Below are 13,196 nucleotides of genomic sequence, written 5' to 3' on the forward strand. Positions count from 1 at the left end.
GCATTCAAATTGCAAGCGGAAACGTGCCAAAAAGCGGAGCGTGTGCTAAAATGAAAGAATAAAAGTATGGCGTCCGTCCTTTAAATCACGGACAATGTCCGGTGTTAAAGACAGGTATAATGTCCGGTGTTAAAAGCAATAATTTTATTGGCGGCGCCCGGAACACGGGGGCGGTCGGCGGGAACTCGACGGAAAAAAGGAACAGAGGCGGGAAAATAATGGAAGACTCCGAATTGATTCGGCGGGTGTTGGCCGGGGAGCACGAGCAATTTTCCCTTCTCGTTCAACGTCACCAGGAACCGTTAATCCATTTCTTACAACGTTTGCTGGGGCCGGAAGAGGAAGTGTTTGATTGCGCCCAGGAGGCATTTTTGGCGGCGTATCGCAATCTTTGGCGCTATTCGGAGGCTTATTCATTCAGAGCCTGGTTGTATGCCATTGCCAAGAACAAGGCCACGGATCTCCGGAGGAAACGCCGCAGAGAGATGCCCTCGCTCATAGACGACTCCATTGCGGACAGGGAGGCAGGGCCCGAGGATCGCTGGCTGGCGAAAGAGGAAGCCGAGGGGCTGGCCGGGGTCCTGGAGAAGTTGCCGGATTCGTACCGCCAGGCTTTATATCTGCGTTATAAACAGGAACTTTCCTATGAGGAAATTGCCCAAGTCTTGTGCGTACCGGTGAGCAGGGTTAAGACCTACCTGCACCGCGGGAAACAAAAGTTGCGTCGGGAGATGGAAAGGGGGAGCCATGATGCACGAGGGAAACGATTCCTGGATCCCGGCATTTCAGGATAAACCCCTGGCTTCCGGGACTCTTAGCGATTTTCACGCTCAGATTATGGTCAAGGTTCTCAGCGATCCGGTGGATTTCCGCGCCCGGACCGAGTTGGCCCGGCGTCGCCGTTGGGGTTTAGCCTTTGTGGGCAGTTGGCTTGGTTTGGGGCTTTCCTGTTTGTGGGTTCTCATCTTCATGCCGCAAGCAGGGTGGGGCTTTCTTTTGGGCAAAATCAGGTTTGCGGTAGGTCTGGGAATAGCGGCGGAGTCTCTTTGGCAAGAGTATTCGTGGCATTTGACCGGATTGGCCGTTACCGCAGGCTTCTTGGTTGCCGGATTAAAAGGACGCTCCTCTTCGCTTGGGCCGGAGGATTCACGCGCCGCCGGGTAGAAGGAAAGGCTCGGTTTTAAACTCATCCTATCTAAGTTAAGCTCACCGTAAAGAAAAATTTTCCGGAGACTCGTCATGGCCGGCCGGGCATTCAGTCCGACGTACGCCTCTCGACAGAAGTTTTCGGCTTATCAGAGGAGCAAGAGCGGGATGGACGCAATCAAAGGTTTTTTTCAAGACCAGGCACTTGAACTGCTGCCCGCGATTTGGGATGTCGCCAAGAGAATCGGCGAAAATCCCGAGCTTGGGTATCAGGAACACTATGCCGGTCGATTGGTCACCGATTTTTTAAGAGAACATGGCTTCGAGACCCGTCTGGGGGTGGCAGGTCTGGAGACCGCTTTTCTGGCACGGTATCGGGGGTTACGCCCGGGGCCGAGGGTGGCTTTTCTGGCGGAATATGACGCCTTGCCTGAGGTTGGCCACGGCTGCGGGCATAACCTGATCGGGGCGGCCAGCACAGGAGCGGCGGTTGTTCTCAGTAAGAGTCTGGAACTGCCCGGAGAAGTTCTGGTTATCGGTACCCCGGCGGAAGAAACAAGCGGGGCCAAAGTTACCTTGGTCGAGCAGGGGATATTTGAGGGCATCGACGCGGCGATGATGTTTCACCCCGGCAGTCAGAACGTTGCGGAAATCTCCACGTTGGCCCTGGATGCCCTTGAGTTTACCTTTCGGGGGCGGGCGGCCCACGCCGTGGCGGCGACGAATTACGGAATCAATGCTCTGGATGCCATGGTTAGTTTCTTTGTCGGCTTATATGCCTTGAAAAAACAGATTCCCGATGACGCCAAGATTAACGGCATTATTGTGGAAGGCGGCACGGCCCCCAACATTATTCCCGAGAGGACAGTGGGACGCTTCTATCTGCGTGCCGCTAAGCGGAAAGACTTGGATCGCTTGCGGGAACGGGTTGTGCGCTGTGCTCAAGGAGCGGCGGCCATGGTGGGAGCTCAGGTCTCCTGGGAGAAGTTCGAATTTTCTTATGACGAAATGCGGACCAACAAAGTACTTGCCGACTGTTTTGCCCATAATCTCAAGGAACTGGGAGTAGAAGATATCGCTCCACCGCAAACGGCCATGGGTTCGGTCGACATGGGAAATGTCAGCCGGGTCGTTCCTGCCATCCACCCTTATCTTACACTCGGCACGGGGACAGAGATTCCCCACACCCGTGACTTTGCCCACGTGGCGGTTTCCCGCGAAGGGGAGAACCTACTCTTGCTGGCTATTCAGGCCCTCGCTTTCACCGGCTGGGATGTCTTAACGAATGCCAAGCTTTTGCAGAGGATCAAGCGGGAGTTCAAGGCGCGGCATTAGGTCGAATTGAGTCCGGTTGTGAAGTGAAAATTATCGTCAATTCCCCGGCACGTTATGGTCCACGCGAATTCACTCGGGGAATCGACCGAGAAGGTAGCTGGCAAGATAGCAGGAAGTCTCCCGAAAAGCCGAAAAGGAGATCAGTTTTGTTCCATAAAACAAAAGGGTATAATAGGGAGGAGGGGGAGTTAGCTTGAGTACTCCAGATCCATCAAGGCAATATTCCTACAAAGATTGGCTGAACTGGGAAGGTCGGTGGGAGATCATTAATGGAAAAGCATACGACCTGACTCCCGCTCCTTCCGCCCAACATCAATTTGCGGTTGGAGCGTTGTTTTTCATGATCAGGTCGTAAATACAAGGCAAGAACTGCCTCTTATTTACGGCCCCATTCGATGTCTTTTTTAGTGAGAGTGGAAACTATGAACTGCCGGACGATGCAACCCAGCCTGATATTGCGGTAATTTGCGACAAAAAGCAGATAGCTGAAAAAGGCTGTTATGGTTCTCCGACACTCATTGTTGAGGTCTTGTCTCCCTCAACGGCTGTAAAAGATTTCAACGAAGAATTCGAATTATATCAAAAGTATGGGGTGAAAGAGTATTGGATTGTTGATCCCGCCAATCGAATGATTCATGTCCACAGTCTGCATGAAGGCTTGTATACCAAACGGATCACTTATGGAGATAGGGACAACTTAAAATCGGCAACTTTTGTGGATTTGGCGATCCCTTTGGTATCCGTCTTCGAACTGGAAGCATAGCGGACAGCGAGATCCTTTTTGCGCTAATAGGCAAATGCGGGTCTGCGGCTATCCGTGAAATACTCTCGCGCGTATCTGGCAGCGGGGACCCAGTTAGCGCAGTGGGAATGGGTAAGAAGAAAAAGCTCAGTCGACCATGTATCGCGGCAGGAAGACTGAGCAGGGCATGGGAGGTAAGATGGCTGCATTTGATGACTTTGAGAAGTTAGATATCCGGGTGGGGGAAATCGTCAGGGCGGAAGTATTCGAAAAGGCAAAAAGGCCGGCATATAAACTTTGGGTCGATTTTGGTGAGGAGATTGGCACAAAGAAATCGAGTGCTCAAATTGCGGACTGCTACGACAAGGGAGAACTCATCGGGAAACAAGTCTTGGGGGTGGTCAATTTCCCTCCCCGACAAATTGCGGATTTCATGTCGGAGGTCTTAATCCTGGGGGTTTACGCCAAACAGGGAGTTGTACTCGTTCAGCCGGAGCAAGCCGTGAGAAAAGGTGACAGGCTTGGTTGAAAAAGTCAATAGGGGCAATAGCAAAGGAAATTGTTGGCCGCATGGCTTTCCTCCTGCGGCCAAACCGTGGGAGCACGTCAGTCCGGTTTGTTGCGGGAAAAAGCGGCGGCAGATGCCGCCAGAATACCGTTGCCGAACGCGTAGTAAGCGATGCGCAGGGCTTCGGCAATTTCCGCGTCTGTGGTGCCCATGCCCCTGAGAGTGCGGGCGATGCTTTCGACTCCGGTGGCGGCTCCATGGGCTGCATCCAGAGCCATGGCGATCAGGAGTTTCGTTTTGGCGTCGAGAGTTTCCGGTTTCATGGCTGTTGATGCGACTTTTTCAATAGCCTGAGCGAACTCGGGATCGGTTTGATCGAGAAAGGCTAAAAAGGGTGGCAAAGCCATAGTGAATTCCTCCTTTTGCTCAGTTCCTCCGGTCTTCTTACTGCTTGGCCGGGATGTTCAATTTTACTTTATCCGAGGAAAGGCTGCGCGTCAAGAAAGGATTTGTGTCTATTGTTAACGAGCTGCTGAAAATACTGAGCCTGCATTAGAACAAGGACTTCCTCACTTTGCTCCATGCCTTGACCGGTAAGTTATCTTTATCGGCGACTGAGGTGACGGCAAAAATCAAAGAGGTGACGGACAGCATTGAGGACTACGAAAAGGTTGAACAGACTACGTCTTTTGAAGAAGGAGCCACCCAAACCTTTTCTCCCTCCCGGATATGGTTCAAACGCCCCCACTTTTACCGGGTGGAGTCAACTCATCCTTCCTGGGGAAGAACTGCCGTTATCATGCGGGGGAGTGAAGGTTTAACCATAATGGAGAAGAGCCGGCAGGCCACTTGGCTGAAAATGAGTGATAAGCTGAGGGGGCAGATGGATCTGGGCTTTGCCGATACCCTGAAAACCCTGGCTGCGGACAAATCAAGCCGCTTATTGGGGACAGAGTATATTGAGGGCCGTCCGGCTCTGCACCTTCAGTTCACGGAACAGGTAAGCAACAAGGGAGAGATGACGACCCATCTCTGGATGGATAAGGAGACCTGGATGCCGTTGGTCACGGAGTGGTACGATGTCGAGGGTCGTCTGGTGCAGCGTAAGATTGTTCGGGAGTTGAGGTTGAACCAGGGCTTGCCGGATTCTCTCTTCGAACTGTCGATTCCGGAAGGTTATGTGGTTACGGATAAACGGCAGGAGGAACTCCAGCCCATGGCAGAGATTTCCTGGGAGGAAGCCGCGTCCAGATTGGGATGTGCGCCCTACCGGCTCCAAATGGGTCTGGAGAACGAGCCACTCAAGGCGAAGAATCAGTGGGTTATGGTTTCGCCTGAGCGGGGAGCCTTGCTCAGCCAGTACACTGAACTGGGAAAACCTTTCCCCAAGCTGATGATTACCTAGGGGCCTTTTGATCCAACCAATCTGCCGGAGGGTATGACAGCCAAGCCCGAACGTTTCATCTTCGATCAACAGGAGGTTGAGGGGAAATATGTGGCTGCGGATGTCTACCGGGTCAAGGGTATGCTGATTTGGCAAACGGATGAGTACTATTTCAGTTTGGGTGGGGACTACGGACTAGATGAACTCAAAGACCTGGCAGCCCGGCTGAAGAAGCCGGAGTAGGAAGGAGTTGGATTAGGAAAATAGTGGGTTAGGAAAGAACTAGGTTAGGAAGGAACTAGGTTAGGACAGAACGAGGATTAGGACAGAACTAGGTTGGGACAGAATTGAATTAGGAAAATAGTGGGCTAGGATTAGGCTCTTCAGGAAAAAGCCGGGGCAGAAGAAGTGGTTGGAAACAGGCCGCCTGTGAATAGGGTTTCGGCCCTTTGCGCCAGGCGGCCCAGCACTTAAGCGGACAGTGGATGGAGTGCCAAAAACTGGGTTCCCTAACACAAACACAAGGATCGATGACTACCACCGCTAAAATATTTCGCATGCTTAGGGGTTGCATTTTAAGGCTCTATTGGGCATAATGGAGCAGGAACGAATGCTGAACAATGGCAATGAAAACGGAATAGACAGTGAAAAGTGAACTGAAAGATGATGCTGAAAAGGATACGAAAAACGATACGGAAAAAAATAATGATAGGGAATGGGTGCCCGGAGGTGGGGGTTAATGATGGAGATTGAGGCTCTGATCGAGGAAGCCTTGGCAACGGGTTTCTCACACGCCGCGAAACTGAAAACAGACACGCTGCGATTTTTGCCGGAAGTTCGCGACATGTGCAGCGCCGACCGCTGCCACAACTACAACAAGTGCTGGACGTGCCCGCCGGCGTGCGGTACGCTTGAAGAATTTGAAGCCAAGGCCCGCCGGTTTCAACAGGGTATCATCGTTCAGAGCGTAGGCCGTATTGAAGATTCATTTGATATTGAAAGTATGCAGGCGCTGGAAAAGCAACACACCAAGAATTTTGAGAAGCTGGTTCTCAGACTGCGGAGTCGATCCCTGAACTTTTTGGCCTTGGGGGCTGGGGGTTGTACCATCTGTGAAACATGCTCCTACCCGGATGAACCTTGCCGTTTCCCGGACAGGGCGGTGACCTCGATGGAGGCGAGCGGCCTTTGGGTCAGCGATGTCTGCGAGAAGAACGGTGTTGAGTACAACTATGGGCCCAACCGAATGGCGTATACAAGCTGTATTCTGGTGGAATAGGCCTTTGCACCAACAAAAAAGCCATCAATATTACCTCAAGGGGCGGAGTCTATTCGGAAGGATACATGGCCACTCTGGAAATGGGGGATAAATATTTGAGAACAATCCTGGGTTTTTTCGGGATTACTGACTTTACCACAATAGTCGCAGAAATGCTGGATGTCATTGGGGTTGGCATCGAAGACATTCTGAATAAAACAGTTAGCCGGGCGAAAGAAGTCGCAGCCATTTTCTAGATTTCCATACCCTTCAGCTAATCCTGCGAGCGGAGCAGAGGAATTTACGACAACTCGCGAGCCAGAGTAGTTCCTTCCTCCTGCGGAGTATTCCGCAGTCAGTACGAGTCGTCCGAGAAGGAGGACAAGGCTTGCGCATAAAAGGAGTTTCATCAATCCTGGAGTAAAGGAACTAAGAATTGGATGTTAAAATTAGCCAGATATCTGAAGCCGTATACCGTCATGCTGATCGCGGCTGTTCTTCTCATTTTCGTGCAGGCCATGTCAGACCTTTCCCTGCCGGATTACATGTCGAACATCGTTAACCAGGGAATCCAGCAGGGCGGCATCTTGAACGCCGTGCCGGTGGCGGTCAGGAAAAGCGAAATGTCCAAACTCACGCTGTTCATGAACCCGGCAGAGAAAGCCGAGGTCCTTAAAGACTACAACTTGGTTGATAAAGCGAGTGCGGACTATGGGAAATATGTCAAGGATTATCCGAGGCTTGCGGAAGACGCGATTTATGTTCTTAAAAACGTTGGGACTGCGGAAATCAACAGGCTGAACCCTGTCTTGGGCCGGGCCTTTTTGGCTGTGTCCGGTATCGAGAAAATGCAGGCCGCCGCCAAAGGTGGAGTTGTATCTTTTAAAGGCATGCAAATACCGGCCAAGACCGATTTGTTCGCGCTTTTGGCCCGGCTGCCGGAGGCTCAGCGGGCCAAGCTTAGGAACGAAATGAGCAGTAAGTTCTCAACGATGGGCGACAGCATGATCATTCAGGCTGCCGCCGGTCCGGTCAAAGCGGAATATGCCGCCTTAGGCATGAACACCAACAAGATCCAGACCGATTATATCCGGAATACGGGTTTCGTTATGCTGTTGGTCGCGTTGCTCAGTGCGGTTTGCACAGTGCTGGTGGGTTTTTTGTCGGCGCTGATTGCGGCAGGGTTTTCGCGCGATTTGCGCAAGGGCCTGTTTGCCAAGGTCGAGAGCTTCTCCAGCGGGGAGTTTGACCAATTCTCCACCGCCTCGCTCATTACGAGGACTACAAATGACATTACCCAGATTCAAACCCTGGCCATGATTATGATCCGGATGGTGTTTTATGCGCCGATCATGGGGGTGGGCGGGGTGATCCGGGCTCTGGGGAAGAGCAGCTCCATGTCCTGGATTATTGCCTTGGCTGTCATCGTCCTCTTGGGCCTGATTTTGGTCGTGTTTTCAATGGCCCTGCCTAGGTTCAAGCGCATCCAGAAACTCGTCGACCGACTTAATCTCATAATGCGCGAAAATCTTGCGGGGATGATGGTAATCAGGGCTTTCAATGCTCAGGCTTTTGAGGAAAACCGCTTTGATCAGGCGAACGTGGATCTCACGCGAACCAACCTCGTCGTCAACCGGGTCATGGTGGTCATGATGCCGGCGATGACGATCATCATGAACGGCGTTAGCCTGCTCATCGTCTGGGTCGGCGCCCATCAAATTGCCAACGCGGGTATGCAAGTGGGCGATATGATGGCCTTTATGCAGTATGCCATACAAATCATCATGGCCTTCCTGATGCTCTCGATCATGTTTATCATGATCCCGCGGGCTTCCGTTTCCGCCCAGCGTATCGGGGAAGTTTTGCAGGTGGAGCCGAGCATCGTGGATCCGAAAGAGCCCGTACATTTTAGTCGAAAAGTGGCCGGGGTGCTGGAACTCAAGAATGTGTCCTTCCGCTATCCGGGTGCCGAGGAAGATGCCCTGAAGAACATCAGTTTCACAGCTTTACCGGGCCAAACCACGGCTATCATCGGGGCAACGGGTGCCGGCAAGAGCACCCTTATCAACCTGATTCCCCGCTTCTACGATGTGACGGAAGGGGCCATATTGTTGGATGGAGTGGATGTGCGAACCGTGCTTCAGCATGAACTCCATGAGAAGATTGGCTACGTGCCGCAGAAAGGCATTCTTTTCAGCGGCAGCATTGAATCCAACCTGAGATATGCGGATGAGTCCGCTTCGGATGAGGAGATAAAAAAAGCGGCGCAAATTGCTCAAGCCGAGGAATTCATCGCACAAAAGCCGGAAGGGTTTGCGTCCGAGATTTCGCAAGGGGGGGGCAATGTGTCCGGCGGTCAGAAACAGCGGCTGTCCATCGCCCGGGCCTTAGTGAAAAGACCCGAAATCTATATTTTTGACGACAGTTTTTCGGCCTTGGACTTTAAGACGGATGCGGCTTTGAGGAAGGCACTCAAGGCGGAAACAGGCGGCAGCACGGTTCTCATCGTAGCCCAGCGGATTTCCACGATCATGAATGCCGAGCAGATCATTGTTCTGGAGGATGGCCGGGTGGCCGGAAAAGGGACACACAGGGAACTGATGGAACATTGCGAGGCCTATCGGGAGATTGCCCTATCCCAGTTGTCCAAGGAGGAATTGGCATGAGTGAGGAGAGAAGGGTACCACAACCCCGGCGTGGGCCCATGGGCGGTATGGGGCACGGGCCGGGCGGTATGATAGGGGGCGGCGAAAAAGCCCGGGATTTCCGCGGCACCATGAAAAAACTCTGGGCCTATTTGAACGTTTATCGCACGGCCATGGCCGTTGTTGTCATTTTCGCGGCGGCCAGTGCCATATTTTCCATAGTGGGACCCAAAATATTGGGAAACGTAACCACACACCTCTTTGAAGGCGCGTTAAGCATGATTGCCGGGAACAGCGGCGGGATAGATTTTGGCTATGTCGGCAGGACCATCCTTTTCCTGGTCGCTCTGTATTTTTTGAGCGCACTGTTCAGCTACATTCAGGGCTGGGTCATGACGGGCGTCGCCATGAAAGTGAGCTACCGGTTCCGCCGGGATATCTCGGAGAAAATCAACCGCATGCCTCTGGGCTATTTTGAGCGGACCAACCATGGCGAAGTGTTGTCCCGTGTGACGAATGATGTCGATACGCTCAGCCAAACGCTCAATCAAAGCTTGACCCAGATCATCACCTCCGTAACCACCGTGATCGGGGTCTTGGTCATGATGCTGAGCATAAGCTGGCTTCTGACCTTGGTTGCGCTTGTCGTTATTCCTCTCTCGATGATTATCGTTATGGTGATCATTAAATGGTCCCAGAAATACTTCAAAGAACAACAGGATAATCTAGGGCATGTGAACGGCCATGTGGAGGAAATGTATGGCGGCCATGTGATTATGAAGGCTTTTAACGGTGAAAGGAAGAGCCTAGAGCAGTTTGACGGCTTTAATGAGGATCTTTACCGGGTGGCCTGGAAGTCGCAGTTTTTGTCCGGGCTCATCATGCCGATCATGAGTTTTGTCAGTAACTTGAGTTTCGTCGCCGTCAGCGTCCTGGGCGGCTGGCTCGTAATCAGGAACGCCATGCAGGTAGGAGACATTCAGGCTTTCATTCAATACGTGCGTTCCTTTACCCAGCCGATCACCCAGCTGGCCAATATTTCCAACATCCTGCAGCAGACCGCCGCTTCCGCTGAGCGTGTTTTCGAATTCCTGGCGGAGGAGGAGGAAGTCCCGGATAACTCTGAGCCTGTCCGGTCAGACGGTGTCCAAGGGAGTGTCGAGTTTAAGCATGTGCATTTTGGCTATGACCCGGAAAAAGTGGTTATTAACGATTTCTCGGCCCAAGTAAAACCCGGTCAGAAAGTGGCGATCGTCGGTCCGACCGGGGCGGGCAAGACCACGATGGTCAAACTCCTCATGCGCTTCTATGATGTCAACGAGGGGGCAATTTTGGTGGACGGCCATGATATCAGGGATTTCAGCCGCGGCGATCTGCGCTCTAAGTTTGGCATGGTTTTGCAGGATACTTGGCTCTATAACGGCACCATTATGGAGAACATCCGCTATGGCCGGCTGGGCGCTAATGACGAGGAGGTCGTAGCGGCGGCGAAGGCGGCGCACGTAGACGGCTTTGTCCACACCCTGCCGAAGGGATATAAAATGGTGCTGAATGAAGAAGCATCCAATGTCTCCCAGGGGCAAAAACAGCTCCTGACGATTGCCAGGGCGATCCTGGCGGATCCGAAGATACTCATTCTGGATGAAGCGACGAGTTCGGTCGATACCCGGACTGAGGTGCAGATCCAAAAAGCCATGGATCACCTCATGGCCAATAGGACGAGCTTTATCATTGCTCACCGCTTGTCCACCATCCGCGACGCGGATTTGATCCTGGTGATGAATCACGGCGATATCGTGGAGACGGGGCACCATAAGGAACTCTTGGCCAAGGGCGGGTTCTATGCCAACCTCTACAACAGCCAGTTTGAGGCGGGCGCCGTAGCGGAGGCGGGTTAGGTCGGTGAACTACCCCCGCTTACGCTTCGCTAAGAAGCGGGGGCTTCTCGGCGAACACTCGGGCGTTGGCTTCCTGTTTCATCAACCGTTGCCTTCGTGCAGCACTCAAGGTTTCCGGGTGCTGGATGAGCACCTGCTCCCTGATAAACCCCCGCTACCAGTGAAGTACCGAAGAGCCCGGGGCGGGGAAATTCGCACGCCGGCACATTGCGGGGTTGCGGCATAGGTTTCACTTATTTGTCTGCGAAAGGTGCTATAATCAAGCTGACGTATGCAGAGAATCTGCCGCTTGCGGGCCAGCGGAAAAGGCGGCAAGCAACAGTATGGAACGGTTGCAAAAGAGAAACGCCTCATAGGACTTAAAAAGGCCCCCGAAAAGGGAACCCAAGCAAGGGAACATATGGTATACTAGGTTCGTACAACCGAATAGGTGCAGGGTGGGCGGCTTTTCCCCTGGATAGTGCCCCTGATCTTCCTCAACGAAAAGGAGATGGGGGGTGCTGGCGATGAGCGTATATCATGCGCTAATGTTTGCAATTTCCTTTGCGACATTAGTGCTGTTCATACTCAAGGTCGCAAAGAACTTAATGGAAAAGCAAAAGTAGCCCCACCTGTTTGACGAGGAGGCTGCTTTTGCTTCCCGAGTCCACCTATCAGCCGCTTAATACGGCCCGGTTGTGCAGGCTGGGATGCTCACAACATCCCGGCCTTTAATATGTATATTATACCTTGCGGGGGCAATCAATTCAAGGAAAACGAGAAAAGGAACGTGTGGGAGCAAGAATATTTTTTTACGATACCCGGAAATAGCCTGCAAACGGCTCAAAAACGAGGTAAAATAGTCCTTGAAGGCAGGGGGTAAATCCTGCCCAAAATTCATGGCAATAAGAGGGAGCCCTATTGGGGTTTCTTTTTTGGTGCTCAAAATCAGGAAGAAGGTGGTCTTAATGGGTATTCGAGTAGGCCCAGGGGTAACGAATCAGGGTAGGATCTAGAGGGGAACGTAGGGAAACGTGAATCCCCAGTGAGCTTAGTTCCAAAAGAGATCTCAATCAAGAAAGGAGTGGATTTTGTGAAAACAAATATCTTCTGCGTGTCCAATCCCCATTATCAAAAAAACGAGTGTAAGAAAATACATAGCCACAATTGCAACAACCATGTACGCATCTGGCTTCTTTCACTAATTACCGCTTTGCTATGCCATTATACCATTTCTTGAGTGAGAGCAAAACAGAAAGGTAGAAGGGTGAGGCAATTGATCTCCCTATTAAAATGGGGAGAATTCTTGCTATTACGTCCTAAGAGGTTCTGTGCTAGAATATTAGCGAACCGGGGACAGTAAGCAGTAAGCCGGAAGCGGGCGCCGGAGACCGGTAGGAGACCGGTAAAAGCGCAGGAAAAGAAGAATCCCGGTTGGGGGAGTTGGCCGTGTGGGCAAATGGAGACTGTCTTAGGTGAGGATATGGGAAAATGGCGGGGGGGAATAAGGTATGTTGAGAGATTTTACGCTGACCGATTTTGTGGCTGAAGTAGCATCTTCGGCCCCGGCACCGGGCGGAGGCAGTGTGGCCGCCTTGGCGGGGGCCCAGGGTTGTGCTCTGCTGGGCATGGCAGCCCGGCTGACCATGGGGAGAAAGAAATACGCTGCCATGGAAGCAGAGATGGCCAGGCTTCTTGAGTTCGCTTCAGAGCGGCAGGTGCGGTTGTTGCAACTGGTGGATGAGGATACCGTAGGGTTTAAGGAAGTGATGGCTGCCCTGACTCTGCCCAAAGACACGGATGAGGAACAAACCCTGCGCCGGGCGGAACTGGAAAAGGCGACTTTGCAGGCCGCTCGGGTTCCTCTGGAGACGGCCGGGTTATGCCTGGAAGGCCTGCGGCGGCTCCCCGGCCTGTTGTCAGGCGGGAATCAGAATGCTCTCAGCGATATGGGCGTAGCGGCCCTAAGTCTCCGGACGGGGCTGGAGGGAGCGCTGTACAATGTGCAGATCAATGCCTTGGGTCTCAAGTCAAGAGAGGAGAAGGAACGGCTTTTACAGGAATGTGCGGTCATGCGGGCCGAGGGCAGGAAGTTGTCGGAGACGGTAGAGGCGGAAATTCTGAGCAGGCTGGGTTAACGGAGGGAAAACCGATGTGCCGGAGACGGTCAGCCACCCTATACCTAAAGGCGTCTGAAACCAGGGGCTTGTGCGCGAAGTATTCGGTAAAAGAGGAAACGCTGAATGCGCTCGGGTGGGGGCGGTTGGCTGAGTCGCGCTGTCGTTATCGGCAGCGCCGGAA

Annotated in this window: 12 protein-coding genes and 1 pseudogene; 12 read left to right on the forward strand and 1 reads right to left on the reverse strand. The window is 52.7% G+C overall.

Features of this window, described 5'->3' with window-relative positions; translation table 11 throughout:
• The first annotated feature begins 218 nt into the window (after positions 1–218).
• From MNU25_RS04155 to MNU25_RS04175, 5 genes are all read left to right on the forward strand, one after another.
• Positions 219–794 carry an RNA polymerase sigma factor gene (locus tag MNU25_RS04155; RefSeq protein WP_240983909.1) on the forward strand — a complete coding sequence of 192 codons (576 nt, stop codon included), beginning with the start codon at positions 219–221 and terminating at the stop codon, positions 792–794.
• Positions 751–1,164, forward strand: a complete 414-nt coding sequence (locus tag MNU25_RS04160) for a hypothetical protein (protein WP_240983910.1) — start codon at positions 751–753, stop codon at positions 1,162–1,164. Before MNU25_RS04155 ends, MNU25_RS04160 begins: the two co-directional genes overlap by 44 nt.
• A gap of 150 nt (positions 1,165–1,314) precedes the next feature.
• The gene (locus MNU25_RS04165; protein WP_240983911.1) at positions 1,315–2,481 is read left to right on the forward strand and encodes a M20 family metallopeptidase; all 1,167 of its coding nucleotides are present in this window, start codon (positions 1,315–1,317) and stop codon (positions 2,479–2,481) included.
• A 355-nt stretch (positions 2,482–2,836) separates the two neighbouring features.
• Positions 2,837–3,244, forward strand: coding sequence for a Uma2 family endonuclease (locus tag MNU25_RS04170; RefSeq protein ID WP_261487701.1), 408 nt, complete (start codon positions 2,837–2,839; stop codon positions 3,242–3,244).
• A 178-nt stretch (positions 3,245–3,422) separates the two neighbouring features.
• Positions 3,423–3,752 (forward strand): tRNA-binding protein, encoded by a 330-nt coding sequence (locus MNU25_RS04175; RefSeq protein ID WP_240983912.1) that lies wholly within the window; start codon positions 3,423–3,425, stop codon positions 3,750–3,752.
• 77 nt (positions 3,753–3,829) lie between these two features.
• Here the strand turns inward: MNU25_RS04175 and MNU25_RS04180 are convergent, their stop codons facing one another.
• Positions 3,830–4,138 carry a carboxymuconolactone decarboxylase family protein gene (locus MNU25_RS04180; RefSeq protein WP_240983913.1) on the reverse strand — a complete coding sequence of 103 codons (309 nt, stop codon included), beginning with the start codon at positions 4,136–4,138 and terminating at the stop codon, positions 3,830–3,832.
• A 167-nt stretch (positions 4,139–4,305) separates the two neighbouring features.
• Here MNU25_RS04180 and MNU25_RS04185 point away from each other — a divergent pair, with 167 nt between their 5' ends.
• The 7 genes and pseudogenes from MNU25_RS04185 to MNU25_RS04215 all read left to right on the forward strand — a co-directional run bounded on the left by MNU25_RS04185 (position 4,306) and on the right by MNU25_RS04215 (position 13,033).
• The gene (locus tag MNU25_RS04185) at positions 4,306–5,136 is read left to right on the forward strand and encodes a LolA family protein (protein WP_240983914.1); all 831 of its coding nucleotides are present in this window, start codon (positions 4,306–4,308) and stop codon (positions 5,134–5,136) included.
• 33 nt (positions 5,137–5,169) lie between these two features.
• Positions 5,170–5,358 (forward strand): hypothetical protein, encoded by a 189-nt coding sequence (locus MNU25_RS04190; RefSeq protein WP_240983915.1) that lies wholly within the window; start codon positions 5,170–5,172, stop codon positions 5,356–5,358.
• Between the two features lie 496 nt (positions 5,359–5,854).
• Positions 5,855–6,394 carry a DUF2284 domain-containing protein gene (locus MNU25_RS04195; protein ID WP_240983916.1) on the forward strand — a complete coding sequence of 180 codons (540 nt, stop codon included), beginning with the start codon at positions 5,855–5,857 and terminating at the stop codon, positions 6,392–6,394.
• Positions 6,385–6,630 (forward strand): annotated as a pseudogene (locus tag MNU25_RS04200) (NAD(P)H-dependent oxidoreductase); the annotation flags it as partial. The gene MNU25_RS04195 and the pseudogene MNU25_RS04200, both read left to right, overlap by 10 nt.
• 183 nt (positions 6,631–6,813) lie before the next feature.
• Positions 6,814–9,039: an ABC transporter ATP-binding protein gene (locus MNU25_RS04205; protein WP_240983917.1), complete on the forward strand. Its 2,226-nt coding sequence runs from the start codon at positions 6,814–6,816 to the stop codon at positions 9,037–9,039.
• Entirely contained in the window at positions 9,036–10,916 is a 1,881-nt protein-coding gene (locus tag MNU25_RS04210) for an ABC transporter ATP-binding protein (RefSeq protein WP_240983918.1), read from the forward strand. The genes MNU25_RS04205 and MNU25_RS04210 overlap by 4 nt, the downstream gene beginning before the upstream one ends.
• Positions 10,917–12,406: 1,490 nt before the next feature.
• The gene (locus MNU25_RS04215; RefSeq protein WP_240983919.1) at positions 12,407–13,033 is read left to right on the forward strand and encodes a cyclodeaminase/cyclohydrolase family protein; all 627 of its coding nucleotides are present in this window, start codon (positions 12,407–12,409) and stop codon (positions 13,031–13,033) included.
• Positions 13,034–13,196: the final 163 nt, after the last annotated feature.

Origin of the sequence: Acididesulfobacillus acetoxydans, assembly GCF_902729405.1 — a bacterium.
Taxonomy (GTDB): domain Bacteria; phylum Bacillota; class Desulfitobacteriia; order Desulfitobacteriales; family Desulfitobacteriaceae; genus Acididesulfobacillus; species Acididesulfobacillus acetoxydans.